We start from the raw sequence: 18004 nt of genomic DNA, 5'->3' as shown, positions 1-18004 counted from the left end.
TAGGAGCCTGTCTGAGTAGTGACTGGTCAAGAGGGTGCGAGTCTGATTCGTTACGTAGCCATGAGCACGGCATTTCGCCCCTGGAAGATCGATGAGGCCCAGCTTCTGCCGCCGAGCGTGCAGGATTATGTGCCGCAAGACCACGTTTCGCGGTTGATCGTGTCGCTGGTCAGGGAAAGCCTTGATCTATCGGCGATCCTGGGCAGCTACCGGCGTGGGCTGGGTCAGCCGCCGTTTGATCCGCGGATGATGACGGCGCTGCTTCTGCACGGCTATGCGAGCGGCATCTACTCGTCGCGGCGGATCGCCAGGGCGACGGTGGAGCGGGCGGATTTCATGATGATCGTGGCAGGCGAGCCGCCGGACTTCCGCACGATCTCGGAGTTCCGGCGGCGGCACCTTAAGGCGCTGGCTGAGCTGTTTGTGCAGGTGTTGAAGCTCGCCGAGAAGGCCGGGCTGGTGAAGCTCGGACACGTTGCGCTCGACGGCACCAAGATCAAGGCGAACGCGTCCAAGCACAAGGCGATGAGCTACGATCGCATGAAGAAGCGGGAAGCGGAGCTTGCAGCGGAGGTCGATCGCTGGCTCAAGGCCGCCGAGGCCGCCGATGCGGAAGAGGATAAGCGCTACGGCGCCCAGCGTGGCGACGAAATGCCCGATTGGGTGGCCGACAAGCAGAAGCGGCTTGAGAAGATCCGCGAGGCCAAGGCCGCGCTGGAGGCCGAAGCCAAGGCTGCAGCCGAGGCGGAGCGCAAGGCGCGGGCCGCGGCGCGTCGCCTCGCCAAAGGCCGCACGAAGAGCGGCAAGACGCCGACGCAAACCGAGCCCGACGGCAAGGCGCAACGCAATTTCATCGCCCCGGAGAGCCGCATCCTGAAGACCAAGGACGGTTACATCCAGGGCTACAACGCCCAGGCCGCGGTCGATGGTGCCCATCAGATCATCGTGGCGCAGACGCTGACCAGCTCCTCCAGCGATCAGGCGCAACTGGCGCCGTTGCTCGCCGGGATCAGGGCCAATTTGGGGACCAATCCCGACGAGGTGTCGGCCGACGCCGGCTACTGCTCCGCCGCCAATCTTTGCACCATCAAGCGGCGGCGCATCGCGGGCGACATCGCCACCGGAAGGCAGAAGCACGGCACCCAGTCCGCCACCGCGAAAACGGCTTCAAGAGCCGGATCGCTGATCGCCAGGATGAGCACCAAGCTCAAGCGCGCCGGCTACCGAAGTCGCTACCGCTTGCGTAAGCAGATCGTCGAACCCGTGTTCGGACAGATCAAACAGGCGAGAGGCTTCAGGCAATTCCTGCTGCGCGGCATCGACAAAGTGAAGGCCGAATGGGCCCTGATCTGCACCGCTCACAACCTCGTCAAGCTGGCGAGGGCCGCATGAGCCGCTATCATTAGGATAAAACCGCCTTCTCGGAGCTAACTGGACAGGCTCCTAGGTCTTATACCAATCCGCTGAGGCGCTGACTCACGGCGGGCCTTCCTAAATCAGAGGATCGATGATTCAACATGGCAACTGGAGGGAGTTGCCATGGGCCAGCCGATTGCGGTTCGAACGGATTTTGCAGCAGTTGAGGTGCGCCGGCTCGCGCGGCGGGCGAAGGACAGCGATCAGGTCCGGCGCCTTCTGGCGATCGCTGCGGTGCTCGATGGGGCATCGCGGGCGGAGGCCGCCAAGGTCGGCGGGATGGACCGGCAGACGCTTCGCGACTGGGTGATCAGATTCAACGCGCAAGGGCCTGATGGTCTGATCAATGTTCCCGCGCCAGGTGCGCCGGCGAAGCTGAACACGGAGCACCGGGCGTTTCTGGCGCGGATCGTGGACGAAGGGCCGACTCCGCCCATCCATGGCGTGGTGCGCTGGCGGGCCTGTGACCTGATCATGCGGCTGTATGAGGAGTTCGGCATCTCCGTGTCAGACGATACGGTCTATCGAGCCCTCAAGGACCTCGGCTTCTCACATGTCAGCGCCCGGCCGAGAGCGTACAAGCAGGATGGCGAGGCGATCGAGGCATTTAAAAAAACTTCCACGCTCGCGTGGAGGAAATCCGCAGCAGCCTTGCGCCGGACACGCCGGTAGAGGTGCGGTTCCAGATGCTATGAGCCAGGACAACGCCCGGCCTGATTGGCAAGATTGGCAGCGTCCGCAACCAGATCGAGGAACCTGCCGCCATGCCAGCCGACAACACCGTGTATGTCTCCATCGAACTCAGCGTCTCGTCGTGGCTCGTGGCCGCGCGCCTACCCGGCATCGAGAAGTCGCGGCTACACCGTGTGAAGGGAGGCGACGCGGCCACGCTGCTCAAGACGATGGCTGATCTGCGCTTGAAGGCTTCGGCCGGGCTGGGCCGCCCCGCCGACCTGGCGTGCTGCTTCGAGGCCGGCCGGGATGGGTTCTGGCTGCATCGATTGCTCACGGCGCATGGCATCTCTGCCTATATCCTCGAGCCGACAAGCATCCTTGTGAACAGACGTGCACGGCGGGCCAAAACGGACCGGCTCGACGCAGAAGGCATGCTTCGCGTGCTCGCCACCTGGCTGGCTGGCGACCGGCAGGTGTGTAGCATGGTGCGCGTGCCGACGCCCGAGGAGGAGGACGCCAAGCGCCCGCACCGCGAGCGCGAACAGCTTGTTCACGACAAACAGCGCATCGAGAACAGGATTGAGGCGCTGCTATTTACACAGGGCATCCGGGAAGGCCGTCTTTGCGCTCCTGGGAGCGCGACGTGGCCGCGCTGCGAACCGGGGACGGCCGTGCCCTGCCGCCATTGTTGCGGGCCGAACTTGATCGCCTGCGTCGGCGACTTGTCTTTGTCCTGGCACTGATCCGCGAACTCGAAGACAATCGCGCTCGAACCTTGGAAGAAGCAGAAGTGGCTGACAAGACGGTTGGCAAGATCACCGCCCTGCAACGCATCCGCGGGATTGGGGAAAACTTTGCCGCGGTGCTGGTGCGGGAGGTGTTCTACCGCTCCTTCGACAATCGCCGCCAGCTTGCCAGCTATGTCGGCATCACACCCATGCCCTATCAAAGCGGCGGCATGGACCGCGACCGAAGCATCAGCCGAGCGGGTAATCCGCGAGCACGCACCACGATGATCCAGCTCGCCTGGCTCTGGCTGCGTTATCAGCCCGACAGCGGGCTGGCCAGTTGGTTCCGTGAGCGCGTCGGCACGCTGCAGGGACGCACGCGACGGATTGCGATTGTAGCGATGGCGAGAAAGTTGTTGATCGCGTTGTGGCGCTACGTGGAGACTGGCGTGGTGCCGGATGGCATCGCGCTCAGGACGGACAGCGTGGCCAAGGCATAATCCGACAAGGATTGCTGCAAGCGGAATGTCGCCGGCGGCAATACGGGGAGCGCGACCGTCTTCCTCCTTGGTGGCCACAGGCTGCCGCGTTTCAGGTGGGTCGCGTCTCGTCGGGGCAAAGCCTCGTGCAAGAGGCATTATGGTGTGGGTCGCAAAGCTGGCCCAACCGCATGTAAGGTGACGCAGCACGTGCTGCGACGCAGACAGCCCCGAACCCGGACGTGCCATAAAACACCACGAAAAGATAGGAGGCGCCATCGCAGAAGGCGTTGACAGCCGAACCCTCATGTAAGGATGAGATGCGGGTGGGGCAGAAGAACAAGCTCACCTATCGCTGGGCTAGAAAGGGATCGCGACCGCGGGCCGCTCACGACCAACGCACGCAATCGACCTACCTGTTCGGTGCGGTGTGCCCGGAGCTCGGAACCGGCGCGGCCCTGGTTCTGCCCTTCTGCAACAGCGAGGCCATGCAGCTTCATCTCAACGAGATCGCAAGCAAGGTCAGCCCTGGCGCCCACGCCATCGTCATCCTCGGTCAGGCCGGGTGGCACGGAGCGAAGGAGCTGAAGATCCCGCACAACATCTCGCTGCTGCCGTTGCCGCCGCGTTCGCCAGAGCTGAACAGCCAGGAGAATATCTGGCAGTTCATGCGCCAAAATTGGCTGTCAAACCGCGTCTTCAAATCCTATGACAACATCGTCGATCACTGCTGTTACGCCTGGAACGCTCTCATCGATCAGCCGTGGAAGATCATGTCAATCGCGCTCCGCGATTGGGCCTAAATCGGTTGATCAATTTGAGGATTGGTATTAAACGTTTCATCCGTCATCAGTTCGCTCAGTCGCAGCGCAGCTTTGGCGATCACGATCGAATACCAGCAAGAAGCGGCAGCAAACAAAGTGACGATTGCGAGGTGCTTCCCATAGTTGGGCGCGAGCAGATGATCGCCCGGTGAGACAGCTAGCCATGGCACGAACAAGCTCTTCGCCCGGTAACGAAGGTAGCAATCGTAGTCGCAATAGGGCCGCTGCGTGGACATATCTCGCAAGTAGCCTGCCCCTAGAGATCGACGACACTCGATGCAGGTCGATGGGCCGCATGGCTTCCTGTGATTTACCAGAATGAACTTCATGATCGTCGGCAGTTCGTCTTTCTCCATGCGCCATTCATAATGCTCGAGCCTGCTTATAAAGAAGTGCGGCCGGTGCCGCAGTGACGCGCATACCAGTCGGCTTCGCAGTCGCATTTTTTTGCAGCGGCCTCCTGCGCAAACGCTTGTGACACGAGGGGCTCGCAGGGCGGAGAATTAGCCGAACCAGGTCCATGACAGAAGTTTACATCGCGCGTCCAATATGCGGACTCCTCGGCACGAAGTGCGGAGTGCCGGGAAATTTTCGTTGGTTGCTTCTGCAGCTCTTTGTTCGGAGTCGCCATGGGCATCTACTGTCGCTCTCTTGGCTAGCTTTGAAGTGAGCAAAGGATGAGGCCGAATTTTCCGGCGCAAACAGCGCAATACTTTGCTGCGTTGCGATGCGCATTTGAGACTTGCCGATTATCTGTGTCACCTATGTGGTCGCGGACGTCCTAATGGGTGATCAGCTTTGCCCTTCCCCTATGGCAAGTCCGACAGCCGCATCACATTGGCCGCGCAGCACGTCGAAAAACCGGCCCCGGATTCCACTCTCACATCCCGCATCCGATGCAGCGGACTTTCTTAGCCAGGATGCGCCTGCAAGGCGGACGCCTGCCAAGGCCGACCGCCGGAGATTGGTGGTATTAAACTTTATCCTTGGTGGAGGGAATCTGGCTCGTGCGAGCGGCGGTTCTCATCATGAAGTGAGAATAATGTCATTGGGATCGATGGCTCAATTGTACCGAGGTAAAACTTCGATAGGGAAAGGGTTTGGAGAACTATACGAAGGTTTTTGACACGCCTTTCTTCCACTCGTACTGATTTCAAGCAACCGACGCATGCACGTTCACGTTGCGCTTCCCATGCGATCGGCCCCGGAACCCTGTTCAAGAGCCCTGTTGGACCGACTGGAACTGCCGCTTTTTTGTCCAAAATGCTTTAAGCTGTTCCACCGGAGAAGGCCGGACAGCCTAGGATCATGCGTAGACAGCTCACCAATTTCGGACGTTTAGCCGCGCAGTTTCTTTTCGGCACCATTGCGCTTGCGCTGGTGACGCTGACTTCCATGTATCTTCACACCCATTTCGCCGCGACGGCGTTCGCCTATTTGGTGGTGATACTTCTGGTTTCGCTGATGGGCAGCTTCTTTGCATCAGCGGCGCTTTCCATCGTCTCCGTCGCTGCTTTGTCCTACTTCTTTACGCCGCCAAATTTCAATCTCCGGATCGACGATCCGCAAGATCTTGCGGTGGCGGTAGCTTTCCTTATTGCCTCAATTCTCGGAACGCACCTGATCGTCCGCCAGGAAAGGGCGGGTGCGCTTGAGGCCGCAGCGCGGCTCCGGCGCAGCGAGGCCGATTTGCGCGAGAGCGAGAAACAGTGGCGCGAAATCTTCGAGCATAACCCAGTTATGTACTTCATGGTCGACGCCGCCGGTAGGGTCCTCAACGTTAATACCTTCGGCGCAAGCCAACTCGGCTATCTGCCCTCAGAACTGGTCGGCCAATCCGTGCTGAAGGTCTTTCTGGAAGAAGATCGTGCGTTTGTTCTCAAATGTGTCGCGGTATGCCTGGAAACGGCCGGCCAATCGCACACCTGGGAGATCCAGAAGATCAGGAAGGACGGCTCGGTGCTGTGGGTGCGCGAAAACGCCAAAGCCATGCAGTGGGCGGACGACAAGCTCATCGCCCTCATCGCCTGCGAAGATATCACCGATCGAAAGCGGACGGAGCAGGCTCTGCGGCGGAGCGAAGCCCATTTGGCCCAAGCGCAGGAATTGAGCCAAACCGGCAGCTTCGGCTGGAACGTCGCCACCGGCGAGGCCGTCTGGTCAAAGGAGACATTTCGTATTTTTCAATACGATCCGGCGACGAAACCGACCCCGCAGCTCGTCGTCGAGCGCACCCATCCAGAAGATAAGGCTTCCGTCCAAGAGACTATCGATCGAGTGATGCGAGACCAAGAGGATTTCGAGCATGAGTACCGACTGCTGATGCCGGACGGCTCTGTGAAGCACCTCCACGCGCTGGCACGAGCCACGAGAACCGCGTCTGGTGATATTGAGTTTGTCGGGGCAGTGACGGACATGACGGCAGCAAAGCTGGCGGAACAGCAGCTACGCCGTAGCGAGGCCTATCTGGCCGAAGCCCAGCATCTCACTCACACGGGCAGCTGGTCCTGGGACGTCCACCGTCTCGATTTTGTGTATCGCTCTGCCGAAGTCGATCGTCTGTTTGGCTTCGATCCGGGAGAGGTTATATCGATAGAGACCATCCGGTCGCGGATACATCCTGAGGACTTGCCGCGGCTTCAGGAAGTGCAGCGACAGGCTTTCGAAAACAAGGGAGGGAACTTCGAATATGATTTCCGAATCCTTCTCCCCGATGGCGCGATAAGGCGCATACATTCCGTCGCGCATGCCGTGGTCGGCAGCCGCGGCAACGTCGAGCTCGTCGGAACACATATGGATGTCACCGAGCAACACGCGGCCAGGGAACGGTTGGAAGAAACTCTTGCTGCGCTGCGTGAAAGCGAGCAGCGCTTTCGCGATTACGCCGAAACGGCTTCCGACTGGCTCTGGGAGACCGGGCCAGACCACCTGGTCACTCACTTATCAGAGCACACAAGTGCTGCGGGCATCTTGGCCACGGGGCTCATCGGCCAGCCTCGCTGGGAAATTGCATGCGACGTCGAAGCAGAACCCGAGAAGTGGCGACATCATCGGGCGACGCTCGATGCACACCTCCCATTTCGTGATCTGATCTATCGCACCGTCAACCGGATGGGATCTCCGATCTACGTCCGGACCAGTGGCAAGCCATTTTTTGATGCTAGCGGCAATTTTCTCGGCTATCGCGGCGTCAGCACCGACATCACCGCAACCATCCGCGCAGATCAGGCCGAACGAGAGCTGCGGAAGGCACAGACGGAGCTGGCGCATGTGACGCGCGTGACGACGCTCGGAGAAATGACAACCTCGATCGCCCACGAAATCAACCAGCCGCTCGCCGCTATTGTCACCAATGGCGAGGCTTGTCTGGGTTGGCTTGATCGTGAAATTCCTGATCTTTCAGCCGCACGCTGCTCGGTGGAGTGGATCATCGAGGACGGAATCCGGGCAAGTGAGGTGATCCGCCGCGTCCGCGCGCTTGCGAAGAAAAGTGAGATCGAGATGGTGGCGCTCGATATCAATGACATCGTTAACGAGGTTATTGCGCTGTTGACACGTGAGCTGGTCAGCCACGGGGTGACGTTGCGAACCGAGTTGGCGCCAAACCTTCCCACGATGCTGGGCGACCGGGTGCAACTGCAACAGGTGATTATTAATCTGGTGATGAACGGGATCGAGGCTATGCAAACGGTAGAGGATCGTACGCGCGAACTGGTGATTCGGTCATCGCAGGACGATGTGGGGCGGGTGCACCTCGCCGTGACTGATCGCGGCGCCGGGATTCCCGAGGACAATGTGGACCGCGTGTTTAACCCATTCTTCACAACCAAATCAAGCGGCCTTGGAATGGGACTTTCCATCTGCCGTTCGATCGTGGAAGCTCACGGAGGATGCCTGTCGATTGTCCGCACAGACGAGCCGGGCGCGACGTTTCAATTCGTCCTGCCCTCGCATAGTGAGGTCATGTCGTGACCGAACGCTCTGACTCGCCGCGCGAAGGCAGGAACCCAAACCGAGCGATCGTCGTCGTTGTCGAGGACGACGTTTCGATGCGTCGGGCGCTCAATAATCTTTTCCGACAGGTGGGACTGGACGTCGTTGCATTTGGATCGGCCCAAGAAATGCTCCAGAGTACACTTCCGGACGTTGCCAGCTGTCTCGTCCTTGACGTGAGGCTGCCCGGATTGAGCGGCCTTGAACTGCAGACTGAGCTGGCCAAGTCGAATATTCGCATTCCGATCATTTTCATCACTGGCCATGGCGACATTCCGATGACTGTCAGAGCCATGAAGACTGGAGCGGCCGATTTTCTTACCAAGCCCTTTCGCGATCAGGAGCTGCTTGACGCCGTTGTTGCGGCGACCGAACGGGATCGCAAGAGACGGGACGCTGAGAAGACGGTTGCGAAGCTGCAGTCCTTGTTCGAGACGTTAAGCCCACGTGAGCAGGCCGTGTTGAACCTGGTCGCTGCCGGCCTAATGAACAAACAAATAGCTGCGGAGCTTGGGCTCGCCGAGATCACCGTCAAGATTTATCGCGGAAACGTCATGAAGAAGATGGGCGCACGGTCGTTGGCCGACTTGATCAGAATGACTGAGACGCTGCGAATTCGCGGCAATCGGCCCGACGAACAAACCTAAGTATGATTTTACAATCTCGTCCCTCAAGCCCACCGTCGATCCCAGGCGGCTATGCCTCGGCAAGCGCTTTCCCGACCAAGGAGGGGTCGTCCTGGCCATGCATTCGGTCGTTTCCATCATCGATGACGACGCATCGGTCCGTGTTGCGATGAACAATCTTTTGAAATCGCGCGGTTACGTCGTCAATACTTTTGCATCTGCGCAGGAGTTCTTGCGCTCCGTCCACTTGAATGAAACCTCCTGTGTAATTGCGGATGTGCAAATGCCGGTTATGAGCGGCTTGGACCTGCTGACACGTATGCGAGCCGACGGTTACAATGCGCCGTTCATTTTCATCACTGCCTTCCCCGATGACAGCGTTCGCGCCCGTGCGCTGAGCGCTGGAGCGATTTGCTTTCTGGCCAAGCCCTTCGCCGGACGGAACTTGATCAAGTGCCTCGATACCGCATTGAAGAAGCACCGCGGCAGCGCCAGCACGTGAGACGATGAGCGCACAATCTGTTCACACTTCGGTCCGATCTGGAGGCGCGGCTCGTGCGCGCTCGGACGATACAGGCGCAATTTTCGTCTCGCAATACCACAAGGTGATGAAGCTCTTGGCCTGATGATGCAACGCCTCAGCAATCATTGGCGACTGTGGTCCAGGAGATCTCGCATGACAGCACGCCCTTCTGTCTGCGCTTGCCTTACGAGGGAGCCAAGCGTTACGGCTACAGGATCACAGTGAACTACCGCTAGGCCTACGACATCTTCGATGCAACAGCGCACTGTTTCAACCACGAGAGCGCGATCCGCGGCGAGACCTTCGTCATGCGCAAGATCACACGTGGCGTCGCCCGCATTGAGAGGGAGCCGAAGCGGAGATTTGCCCAGCAGGTCAAGGAAATAATGAGTAGTGGTCTCGCGATCGTCTGGCGTAAGGTTGCCAATCGCAAGAATACCGTTGAACCAAGCGCCGCAACGCGCGGCGCGCAAAATGCTGTCGCGCCGCGAGCACGCCATCCAGATCGGTGGATGCGGCTTCTAGATCGGCTTCGGCACGACGTTACGTGTCGGCATTTTGAAGAATTGCCCGTCGTATCCCGGGTACGGCCGCATGGTCATCATATTGGCGGTCTGCTCCCCGCCTTCCTGCCACATGGCACTCTTCTGCTCGGGCTCGATGCCAAAACCATGCATCTCGATCAGCGACGCGGATTCTCCGGTCCCCCACTCGACGCGCCCCCAGAGATCAGATCGAGTGTCGCGAGGCGCTCCGCCATCCGCGCCGGATGGTTGTAGTTCGGCGAGGAAAGACAAATGCCGTGACCAACGCGGATATTCTTTGTACGCTGCGAAACGGCACCCAGAAAGAGCTCGGGTGCCGACGAGTGGGAGTACTCCTCCAGGAAATGATGCTCGACCTCCCACACATGGTCGAATCCGAGCCGATCGGCGAGTTCGATCTGCTCCAGCGCGTTGCTGAACAATTTTCGCTCGCCCCCTCTCTCTAAGGTTGTGGCAATTGGTGTTCGTAGAATAGTCCGAGTTTCATCCGTTTTCCCCTAAAGCGGATTCCTGTCATTTAGAAGCATAGCCTGCGTGAGCGAAATAGTTGGTGCATTCGCGTGGGCTTAGTTGTGGGATGAACGAACGGATCGCGCGCGTGAGATGCGGAACTGTTCGTGCCGCGACCTTACGCAAGTATGCCTTAAATTTGCTGTAGGGCAGCTCGATCGGATTAAGATCAGGCGAGTATTTCGGGAGATACCGCACGCTCGCCTTTGCCTTCTCAATCGCGTGCCTAACGGCAGGCGCCATGTGAACTCGGCAGTTGTCCATCACGACGATGTCGTTGCGCCGAAGGGTTGGAACCAAGCACTGCTCAACATAGGCGAGGAACATTTCTCCGGTCATAGCTCCCTCGATCACCATCGGGGCAGTCATTTTATTGTGGCGCAAGGCCGCCACGAAAGTGATGGTCTCCCATGACCCCAGCGGAACGGCGCCGATCACCCTGACACCCCTTGGCGCACGCCCCCGGAGCCGCGCCAGATTTGTGCTGACCGCAGTCTCGTCGATAAAAACGAGCCGGGCGGGATCAAGAAAACCTTGCTCTCGTATCCAACGTCGGCGAGCTCGCGCAACGTCCTCTCGCTGCCGTTCAGTAGCCTGCAGGCTTTTTTTTAAAGGTGATGTTGTGACGGTCGAGAAAGCGCCAGAGCGCGCTGCGGCTGGTTCGAATTCTCCGCTTGCGCAGCTCTGCAAGCGTCTCCACCAGGGTCAGGTCTGGATGCTCAGCAACCACAGCCAAAATCTCGGTTGCGAACTCTTCGAGCGGCGAAACGCTTCCGCCGCGCGGCTTCGCAGCGGCGCTGTTATCGTCCCGCCAGCGCTGCACCCACTTGACCGCCGATGCTACACTCACCTCGAAGCGTTCGGCCGCCTCGCGCCGCGACGCGCCCGCAGCCACGGCCTCGATAACGCGTTCCCGCAGGTCACAAGAATAGGCCTTCGGCACCGCCCGCCGCCCCGCCGGCAAGGAGAATCAATGCACACAGTCTCCATCATCGCTAACCGTTTGGGAATCCCCCAGATTCAAATCGGGCGAAAACCGCTATAGCGCTTGCCAAAACGACGTCTCAAGAGAGCGAGACATTGCTGCATCGTTTGAGCTCCTCGCAGAACTCCTTAAACAGTTCTGGCTCCATCAGGTGCATGTGGAGGCCACTCAATACGGATGCCTCTAGCGCATCGCACCGGATATTCAAGCGATTATCGCACGCCCCTTTGTTGCGCGCCGTTGCGCAGCCGAGCAGGTCCTTCGAGATCATCATGTATCCGCCGCAACGCCCACACTTCACCAAACCGGCGAAGATGTGCTTCGGTCGCCGCCGCTTATTGAGCTTGTTCTCGCCCGGGAGTCGGACGGCTCGCAGGCAGAGCGTCTGCTGACGGGCCTTCACGGCGTCCCAGGTATTTTGATCGATGATGCGCAATTCGGGGACGTCTTGGATCACCCACTCGGATCCAGGGTTAGGCCGGGAGCCGGTTCCACACGAGATGACCCGCATAGAGTTCGTTGTTGAGGATGCCGACGCCGCGCCTGGGATTGCTATGAATGGTCGACGACCCCCATTCGGCGCCCTGCGGTCCAGGCACGCCTTCCTGATTCAGCTCGAAGGCGATCGTGCGCGAGGACTTGCCGGCAAGGTAATCTGCGAAGATGCGTCGGACGACGCCCGCGAGGTGAACCGGCTGCGGATGGAGCGAGGCGCAGACCTCGCGTCGATGAAGGACGAGCTTCCGCGCATCGAGCGTGAACTTGGAAAGCTGTTGGCTGCCATCAAAGCCGGCGGGCCGATCGAAGCCATCGTCGAGGACATGAAGCGGCTCGCGGCCAGAACAGCGGAGTAGAGGCGGAAGCTCGCAAACGCGGAAGAGCCGCCGCCGCTCCTGCATCCGAAGATGGAGGAAATCTACATCAGCGCGTTGGCGCGGTAGGCCACAGCATGCGAGCTGGCAAACGCGGACGTGGGCGCAGCTGTTTTCCTGAAACTCGTCAGCTTCTCGACAGCCAACCTTCCTAGCATGAGAGCTTGGTCTCTCGCTGTCACGAACCTGCTGGCGCTGGGCGATCCATTGGGCGGATCTGCAAGAGACCATGTTCTCAAGGCAAGAAAGGAGAGCTGCATGGATTTCAACCGAATCGACGGCGCTGGATCGTCAAGGTCCCCAGGGGACTACGCCTGGGATCAAGCGGATGATGATTTCCTTCGTCAGGTCATGGATGAAGCGAGGGCAAATGAAGCGAGGCCGGATGAAGCCGGGCCATCATCTGCTGCGCCTGAGGAAACTGCATATGATGTCTCATGGGCGGTTCCCCAGAGATTTTCCCATGGCTCGCAACCCGCCCCGCAACGAATGATACACACACTGTCCCACCATGGTCTTCTGCCGGACGCGGACCAGCCGACGATGACCTACGAGATCCGGGGTCACCGCTACACGGGCACGCAGGACCCGACCTGCGGTACTCGTCTCATCCATAATCCTCCGGAGGACCAAAGGATTGGCGCCGGGCCGTCGGGGACTCCAGATTTCGGAGCATTCTTCCGGGAGACCCGCCGCCACAGTGTCCCGCTGCCCGAGCAGTGGGCCCCGCCGGTCCTGATCGAGAAGCTGCGCGAGACGGGTTACATGCCTACCCTTGGCCACCCAACAACTATCGCGCTCGACGGCAAGCTGCACAAAGCCGAGCTAACCGAAGGAGGGTTCGTCAGGCTTACGCGGCAAGGATGAGACTCTGGGCGATGGCTGAACCAGTGCGACCGGGCTAGAGCCCTGCAGCGATTGGGGCGTGCTACTTAGTCGTCCGTGAAGAACGGCTAAGCGACTGAGTTAAAGTCGCAATTCTTGTTGCAGGCTGTTTTGAAATTGCAAGGTTTTGAGGCCTTGAGCGTCGGAACCTTGCAATTTCGCTTTCGAGATTCCCTTCGGGGATGAAGCATGCCTCCCTGTCCGCATCGGAGGAGCGATGCGGCCGAAGAGGTACACGACGACGGGATCACGCGATCTGTTCCGGGCCAGGCTGGACCAGATCATCGATATGAAGCACGAGTTGGTTCTGCTCGCCGGCAAGATCGATTGGGATTGGATCGACAGCGCGATCGCGCCGCTCCATAGCGAGAACGGCCGGCCGGGTCCCGCAACCCGCTTCATGATCGGGCTGCTGTTGCCAAGCACATTTATGGGCTGTCCGATGAGGGCGCGTGCGAGCGCTGGGTCCACAATCCGTATTTTCAGTACCTCACGGGCGAAGAGTTCTTCCAACACTTATTCCCGCACGAGCGCTTGGATCTGAGCCGCTGGCGCAAGCGGCTCGATGACAAGCTGGAACTGCTACTGGCCGAGAGCCTGCGGGTGGCGCATGAGGCCGGCGCGCTACGCAGCCAAGATCTCAGCAATACGTCTTCGGTCACGCTCACTTGTCGTCCGGAGCCTTGACAGTGAACAGGCGGAGGCCGAAGACAGGTCCAGCCGAGCTGTGGTCATGGGGCACGAAGCGCACTTTCACGCTCTTCTTGCCCCTGGTCAGCACCTCTGGCAGCGGGTAATCGACATCGAGAAACTTGCCGGGTGCATTGAATGTGCGCAAACTCTCGCCGCCCCAGTAGCTGGCCTGCAGCAGCAGCGGGCCAGGCTTCACTTTCATCGTGAACTCGAAATGGCCGCCCGAGCGGGCATAGCGTCCATTGCGGCCGCGGTAGGTGACCGGGTACGAGACCTCGGAGGCTAGCACTACAGTTGCATTTATCTGAGGGCTCTGAATCTATAGGCAACCATGATTCTGGATCAGATGAATGGTGGTGCTTCGGTTGAGGATATGCTGTCGCTGTGGGCGGCCTCATTGCGGGAGGCCAAGCAGCGTATTCGACCTTTGTTCACGCAGGAGCGTGTAGCCGCTTCGGCGGGCCAGTTTCTCGACGCGTTGCTCGGCAACGAGCCGCGCAAGACAGGCTGGATGCGGGCCGAGGCAGCTGGCGACAGCGGACCGTGGCGACAGCAGGCGTTACTGGGTCGTGGGCGCTGGGATGCCGATGGCTTGCGCGATATCGTTCGTGATCATGTCATCGAACATCTGGGCGACAACAACGCAGTCCTGGTGATCGACGAGACCGGCTTTCTCAAGCAGGGCAAGGCCTCGTGCGGCGTGGGGCGGCAATACACGGGTTCTGCCGGCAAGATCACCAACTGCCAGATCGGCGTGTTCGCCTCCTACGTGTCCGTCAAGGGTCACGCCTTCATTGATCGTGCGCTCTATCTGCCGAAAGCCTGGACATCCGATTCCACCCGATTGAAAGCAACCCATGTGCCGGAGACGGTGGCATTTGCCACCAAGCCACAGTTGGCCGTCAGCATGGTCAAGAGGGCGATCGCGGCCGACGTCCCCTTCGCTTGGGTGGCTGCCGACAGTGTGTATGGCGTCGGAGACCTCGAAACCGCTCTACGACGTGCCGGCAAAGGCTACGTGCTGGGCGTCCACGCCAACCACTGGTTCGGCTCATGGCACCCGGATTACCGTACTCATCCGAGGGCGGCCGCCTTGCAGAGGTTGGCTATCGCATGATTACAGGCAGTATGGACACCATATCGACTGCCAATAATGCGAAAGTTATGGAGATCGTCGACACAGGACGGCGCCGACGGTTCAGCATTGAAGCGAAGCAGCGGATTGTGGAGGAGAGTTATTGCTGTGGCGATCCTGTTTCTGTCGTTGCTCGCCGCCACGGACTTTTTCCTGGTCAACTGTTCGGGTGGCGACGCCTGGCGCGGCAGGGCACTCTTGCAGCGCTGAACGCCAAAGATGGCGATTACGGGTTTGTCGCGGCGCTGATTGAGCCGGAGCCAACGAGAAGCGAAGGGAGCCGTGACGACGCTCGCTGCGAGCAGACTGTTGGACGGATGGAGATCGTGCTCGGCAGCGGTGTTCGTCTGATCGTTGGCGTGGATGTCGATACCGCCGCTTTGTCGCGCGTCTTGAGAGTGCTGGAGGGGCGATGATCCCGATTCCGACGGGCGTTCGTGTCTGGCTTGCCACCGGCTACACCGACATGCGGTGCGGCTTTCCGAGTTTGGCTCTCCGCGTGCAGGAAGTGCTCAAGCAAAATCCGCTCGGCGGGAATCTTTTTTGCTTCAGGGGGAAGCGCGGCGATCTTTTGAAGGTCATTTGGCACGATGGCCAGGGGGCATGTCTGTTTACAAAAAGACTCGAGAGAGGAAGGTTCGTCTGGCCTTCGGTGGCAGGCGAAGCAGTGACGATCTCTCCGGCGCAATTGAGCTATCTCTTGTCCGGAATCGACTGGCGCAATCCTCAAGAAACGTGGCGTCCAACGCGAGTTGGATAGCGATTTGCGGTTGAACTTGCCAGCAAATATGATTCATTGGCTTCATGAGTCTGAAGCCGGATGATCTTCCCTTGGACCTTGCCAGCGCCCAGGCCGCACTGCTGGTCGAACGTGAATCGTTGCGGGCTGAACGCGAAGCGCGGCTGAAGGTTGAGGTTGAGCGCGATGCGGCCGTGGCCCAAGCCGCCAAGGTACAGGTCGAGGCCATCAATTGGCAGGTCGAAGCCGCCAGTGCGCAGGCGAAGCTGTCCGACACCGAAGCGTTGATCGCGCATCTGCAGCTCACGATCGAGAAGCTGAAACGAGAGTTGCACGGGCCGCGCTCCGAACGCACGGCACGGCTGATCGAGCAGCTGGAGCTGCAGCTGGAAGACCTGGTGACGTCAGCGACCGAGGATGAGCTCGCAGCACAGGCCGCGGCGGCGAAAACCCAGACCGTGCGCGCCTTCACGCGCAAGCGACCGATCCGCAAGCCCTGGCCGGATGACATCGAACGCGAGCGCGTCGTCATCGATCCCCCGGCCGCCTGCGCCTGCTGCGGCGGATCGCGGCTGTCGAAGCTGGGCGAGGATGTGACCCGGACATTGGAAGCGATCCCGCGCCGTTACAAGCTGATCGAGACGGTGCGCGAGAAGTTCACCTGTCGGGATTGCGAGGCGATCACGCAGCCGCCGGCGCCGTTCCACGCCACGCCGCGCGGCTTCATCGGTCCCAGTCTGTTGGCGATGATCCTCGTCGATAAATTTAACCAGCATCTGCCACTCAATCGTCAGAGCACGCGCTTCAAGTGCGAAGGGATCGACCTGTCGACGCAAACGCTGGCCGATCAGGTCGGCTACGGAACCTTCGCCGTCATGCCGCTCTTCGAGCTGATCAAGAGCCATGTGTTCGCCGCCGAGCGGCTTCACGGTGACGACACCACCATCCGCATTCTGGCGAAGAGCAAGTGCACGACCGGACGGATCTGGACCTACGTGCGTGACGATCGTCCCTTCGGTGGCACCGCGCCGCCGGCGGCGGTCTATTACGCCTCCGGCGACCGGCGGGGTGAGCACCCGCAGAAACATCTGGCGCTGTTCAACGGCATCCTGCAGGCGGATTGCTATAACGGCTTCGAGCCACTGTTCGATCCGAAGAAAAAAGTGTTGCCGATCACGCCGGGATTTTGCCTTGCGCATGCGAGACGGAAGTTCTTCGAGCTGGCCGACATCGGAAAAAATGCGCGGGAGGGCAAGAAAGGCAAGCCGATCTCCCCGATGGCGCTGGAGGCCGTCAAGCGCCTCGATGCACTCTTCGCCATCGAGCGCGAGATCAACGGCCTGACCGCCGCCGAGCGAGTTGCCGTGCGACAGCAAAAGAGCAAGCCGCTGTTCGATGAGATGCACGAGTGGTTGACCACGGAACGCGCTACTCTCTCTCGCGCCTCCGAGGTCCGCGGGCCGATCGATTACATGCTCAAGCGCTGGACCGACTTCGCCCGCTTCCTCGATGACGGCAGAATCTGCCTGACCAACAACGCGGCGGAAAGAGCGCTGCGTGGTATCGCTCTTGGACGACGTAACTGGACCTTTGCCGGCTCTCAGCGCGGTGCTGACCGTGCCGCCGTCATGCTGACACTCATCACAACCGCACGCCTCAATGACGTTGACCCGCAAGCCTGGCTCGCCGACATCCTCGCGCGCATCGCCGATCTGCCTGCTTCGCGCCTGCACGAGCTGCTTCCCTGGGAATGGAAAAGGCTGCGCGAGGTCGAAAAGCCCGCCGATCAGCGGCCCGTCGCAGCCTGAACTGTCCTCCATCATAACGCAGTCACGACTGCTCGCGCGAGAGACCGTTACGCGGCCTTCCTCTGATGCGTACGGATTACCTCGTGGCTGGTGAAGCAAAGGAGATTGCCGAGGCGCTCCCCGACCAAGAGTGGAAGCGCCTGTCGGCAGGTCATGGCACCAAGGGCGAACGTCTCTACGATTGGGCCTATTGCCCACTGGCCGATCTCGACGCTGCCGAATACGACATGCAGCTTCCAGGCATCTGGACCCGCGGGCTCATGATCCGACGCGGCCTTGCCGACGGTGAACTCTCCTACTTCACCACATGGTGTCCCGAGGGTACCTCGATCGAGAGCCTCGTTCGTGTTGAAGGAACGCGATGGCGTGTCGAAGAAGGTTTTGAGACGACAAAGGGCGAGCTCGGTCTTGACCACAATGAAAGTCGCTCTTGGCACGGCTGGCACCGGCATGTCTCCCTGGTCATGCTGGCTTACGCCGTCATGACCACCGTCCGATCCCAGGTGAACGCGATCATGCCGAAAAAAACGAAATCGACGCACCGGTAAGACTCATCCGCTGGTCGGTC

The 18004-nt window shown here is 60.0% G+C and carries 15 protein-coding genes and 6 pseudogenes; 15 read left to right on the top strand and 6 right to left on the bottom strand.

The annotated features are described in order from the left end of the window. Positions 1 to 60: 60 nt before the first annotated feature. From ACVJGD_RS41570 to ACVJGD_RS41555, 4 genes and pseudogenes are all read left to right on the top strand, one after another. Positions 61 to 1392 carry an IS1182 family transposase gene (locus ACVJGD_RS41570; protein WP_456639509.1) on the top strand — a complete coding sequence of 444 codons (1332 nt, stop codon included), beginning with the start codon at positions 61 to 63 and terminating at the stop codon, positions 1390 to 1392. 147 nt (positions 1393 to 1539) lie between these two features. Further along, the gene (locus ACVJGD_RS41565) at positions 1540 to 2088 is read left to right on the top strand and encodes a winged helix-turn-helix domain-containing protein (RefSeq protein ID WP_456639508.1); all 549 of its coding nucleotides are present in this window, start codon (positions 1540 to 1542) and stop codon (positions 2086 to 2088) included. 92 nt (positions 2089 to 2180) lie between these two features. Next, positions 2181 to 3319 (top strand): annotated as a pseudogene (locus ACVJGD_RS41560) (IS110 family RNA-guided transposase). Between the two features lie 293 nt (positions 3320 to 3612). Beyond that, positions 3613 to 4101, top strand: a pseudogene (locus tag ACVJGD_RS41555) (IS630 family transposase); the annotation flags it as partial. On the opposite strand, the gene ACVJGD_RS41550 reads toward ACVJGD_RS41555, so the two are convergent. Then, on the bottom strand, positions 4098 to 4478 hold the full coding sequence (locus ACVJGD_RS41550; protein WP_456639507.1) for a hypothetical protein: 381 nt from the start codon (positions 4476 to 4478) through the stop codon (positions 4098 to 4100). The pseudogene ACVJGD_RS41555 and the gene ACVJGD_RS41550 overlap by 4 nt on opposite strands. Before the next feature lie 952 nt (positions 4479 to 5430). On the opposite strand from ACVJGD_RS41550, the gene ACVJGD_RS41545 reads away from it, so the two are divergent. From ACVJGD_RS41545 to ACVJGD_RS41530, 4 genes and pseudogenes are all read left to right on the top strand, one after another. Next, complete coding sequence (locus ACVJGD_RS41545) at positions 5431 to 8094, top strand: PAS domain S-box protein (RefSeq protein WP_456639506.1); 2664 nt, start codon at positions 5431 to 5433, stop codon at positions 8092 to 8094. After that, a complete protein-coding gene (locus tag ACVJGD_RS41540; RefSeq protein WP_456639505.1) occupies positions 8091 to 8762 on the top strand; it encodes a response regulator transcription factor in 672 nt (223 codons plus the stop codon). Before ACVJGD_RS41545 ends, ACVJGD_RS41540 begins: the two co-directional genes overlap by 4 nt. A 97-nt stretch (positions 8763 to 8859) precedes the next feature. Further along, positions 8860 to 9243 carry a response regulator transcription factor gene (locus tag ACVJGD_RS41535; RefSeq protein WP_456639504.1) on the top strand — a complete coding sequence of 128 codons (384 nt, stop codon included), beginning with the start codon at positions 8860 to 8862 and terminating at the stop codon, positions 9241 to 9243. A gap of 155 nt (positions 9244 to 9398) precedes the next feature. Continuing rightward, positions 9399 to 9608 (top strand): annotated as a pseudogene (locus ACVJGD_RS41530) (GDP-mannose 4,6-dehydratase); the annotation flags it as partial. Between the two features lie 338 nt (positions 9609 to 9946). Here the strand turns inward: ACVJGD_RS41530 and ACVJGD_RS41525 are convergent. The 4 genes from ACVJGD_RS41525 to ACVJGD_RS41510 form a co-directional block, all read right to left on the bottom strand. Further along, positions 9947 to 10231, bottom strand: a complete 285-nt coding sequence (locus tag ACVJGD_RS41525) for an LLM class flavin-dependent oxidoreductase (RefSeq protein ID WP_456639503.1) — start codon at positions 10229 to 10231, stop codon at positions 9947 to 9949. 91 nt (positions 10232 to 10322) lie between these two features. Continuing rightward, positions 10323 to 11262 (bottom strand): IS630 family transposase gene (locus tag ACVJGD_RS41520; RefSeq protein ID WP_456639502.1). Its coding sequence is split into 2 segments (ribosomal slippage): positions 10323 to 10914 and positions 10913 to 11262, totalling 942 coding nucleotides; the frame shifts between segments, so codons are not numbered across the junction. A 121-nt stretch (positions 11263 to 11383) separates the two neighbouring features. Continuing rightward, on the bottom strand, positions 11384 to 11761 hold the full coding sequence (locus ACVJGD_RS41515; RefSeq protein WP_456639501.1) for a recombinase zinc beta ribbon domain-containing protein: 378 nt from the start codon (positions 11759 to 11761) through the stop codon (positions 11384 to 11386). A gap of 16 nt (positions 11762 to 11777) precedes the next feature. Then, positions 11778 to 12203, bottom strand: coding sequence for a recombinase family protein (locus ACVJGD_RS41510; RefSeq protein ID WP_456639500.1), 426 nt, complete (start codon positions 12201 to 12203; stop codon positions 11778 to 11780). A 231-nt stretch (positions 12204 to 12434) separates the two neighbouring features. Between ACVJGD_RS41510 and ACVJGD_RS41505 the strand changes: the two genes are divergently transcribed. Both ACVJGD_RS41505 and ACVJGD_RS41500 read left to right on the top strand, forming a co-directional pair. Then, a complete protein-coding gene (locus ACVJGD_RS41505) occupies positions 12435 to 13043 on the top strand; it encodes a hypothetical protein (RefSeq protein WP_456639499.1) in 609 nt (202 codons plus the stop codon). Between the two features lie 235 nt (positions 13044 to 13278). After that, positions 13279 to 13742, top strand: a pseudogene (locus ACVJGD_RS41500) (transposase); the annotation flags it as partial. On the opposite strand, the gene ACVJGD_RS41495 reads toward ACVJGD_RS41500, so the two are convergent. Next, positions 13726 to 13956 (bottom strand): hypothetical protein, encoded by a 231-nt coding sequence (locus ACVJGD_RS41495; RefSeq protein ID WP_456639498.1) that lies wholly within the window; start codon positions 13954 to 13956, stop codon positions 13726 to 13728. The pseudogene ACVJGD_RS41500 and the gene ACVJGD_RS41495 sit on opposite strands and share 17 nt — an antisense overlap. Before the next feature lie 129 nt (positions 13957 to 14085). On the opposite strand from ACVJGD_RS41495, the pseudogene ACVJGD_RS41490 reads away from it, so the two are divergent. From ACVJGD_RS41490 to ACVJGD_RS41470, 5 genes and pseudogenes are all read left to right on the top strand, one after another. Continuing rightward, positions 14086 to 14850, top strand: a pseudogene (locus tag ACVJGD_RS41490) (IS701 family transposase); the annotation flags it as partial. A 32-nt stretch (positions 14851 to 14882) separates the two neighbouring features. Continuing rightward, positions 14883 to 15305 (top strand): IS66-like element accessory protein TnpA, encoded by a 423-nt coding sequence (gene tnpA / locus ACVJGD_RS41485; protein ID WP_456636252.1) that lies wholly within the window; start codon positions 14883 to 14885, stop codon positions 15303 to 15305. Then, complete coding sequence (tnpB, locus tag ACVJGD_RS41480) at positions 15302 to 15649, top strand: IS66 family insertion sequence element accessory protein TnpB (protein WP_456632751.1); 348 nt, start codon at positions 15302 to 15304, stop codon at positions 15647 to 15649. Before tnpA ends, tnpB begins: the two co-directional genes overlap by 4 nt. Before the next feature lie 44 nt (positions 15650 to 15693). Continuing rightward, positions 15694 to 17436 (top strand): IS66 family transposase, encoded by a 1743-nt coding sequence (tnpC, locus tag ACVJGD_RS41475; protein ID WP_456632752.1) that lies wholly within the window; start codon positions 15694 to 15696, stop codon positions 17434 to 17436. A gap of 83 nt (positions 17437 to 17519) precedes the next feature. Further along, positions 17520 to 17984, top strand: a pseudogene (locus ACVJGD_RS41470) (transposase); the annotation flags it as partial. Between the last annotated feature and the right edge of the window lie 20 nt (positions 17985 to 18004).

Source organism: Bradyrhizobium sp. USDA 10063 (assembly GCF_054063735.1).
The sequence above is the reverse complement of the archived record's forward strand: the minus strand, read 5'-3'. Positions and strand labels throughout refer to the sequence as shown.